Raw genomic sequence first — 227 nt, 5'->3', positions numbered from 1 at the left:
GTGCACTTGTCGCCCATGATCATGAAGGTGGCCGTGCCTTTGCCGAAGCATTCGCCGATATTGGGGCAGGAGGCTTCTTCGCACACCGTCACCAGCTTGTTCTGGCGCAGCACGTCCTTGATTTCATAAAAGCGGGTGCTCGGGCTGCCGGCCCGGACGCGAATCCAGTCCGGCTTTTTGAGGATCTCGCCCGGCACCACCTTGATCGGGATGCGCGACAGCTTGGC

1 pseudogene is annotated in these 227 nt (G+C 60.8%); it reads right to left on the bottom strand.

The annotated features are described in order from the left end of the window. Positions 1-227 (bottom strand): annotated as a pseudogene (locus B3V69_RS08130) (lipoyl synthase); the annotation flags it as partial.

Source organism: Rhodoferax sp. UBA5149, assembly GCF_002413825.1.
Taxonomy (GTDB): Bacteria; Pseudomonadota; Gammaproteobacteria; order Burkholderiales; family Burkholderiaceae_C; genus Rhodoferax.
The sequence above is the reverse complement of the archived record's forward strand: the minus strand, read 5'-3'. Positions and strand labels throughout refer to the sequence as shown.